This is a genomic window from Pseudomonas sp. RGM 3321 (assembly GCF_022836805.1).
In the GTDB taxonomy this organism is placed as follows: domain Bacteria; phylum Pseudomonadota; class Gammaproteobacteria; order Pseudomonadales; family Pseudomonadaceae; genus Aquipseudomonas.
Genome location: NZ_JALHBH010000018.1, coordinates 1 through 319 on the forward strand (window position 1 = coordinate 1; position 319 = coordinate 319).

The 319-nt window shown below is 65.5% G+C and carries 1 pseudogene; it reads right to left on the reverse strand.

The features are described from left to right. A pseudogene (locus RGM3321_RS00055) lies at positions 1–319 on the reverse strand (DUF2345 domain-containing protein); the annotation flags it as partial.

The window sequence follows — 319 nt, forward strand, 5'->3', positions numbered from 1 at the left end:
TTGCCGCTGTGCAGGTGGGTGCTTTTCGGCGTGGCGGTGGCGATGTCGGCAGGGGAGGAGGCGATCAGCAGAGGTTGCTGGTAACCCGGTGTCTTGCCGCGCCCGCCGCTGCGGATCGCCCAGGCGGTATCGCCGCCGTTGCGTTGCTGTTCACCGGGGCCCTGGCTCGGGCTGCCGTCGTCACTGCCGTAGGTCACGTCGGCATCGCTGTTGAGCTGGGTCAGGCTGTCCAGGCCTTCCTGCATGGGCAGGGCGTTGTGCTGTTGGGCGGTATCGGACAGAGTCTTGACGCGTTGCTCGCTGTTTTTCAGTTGTTGCT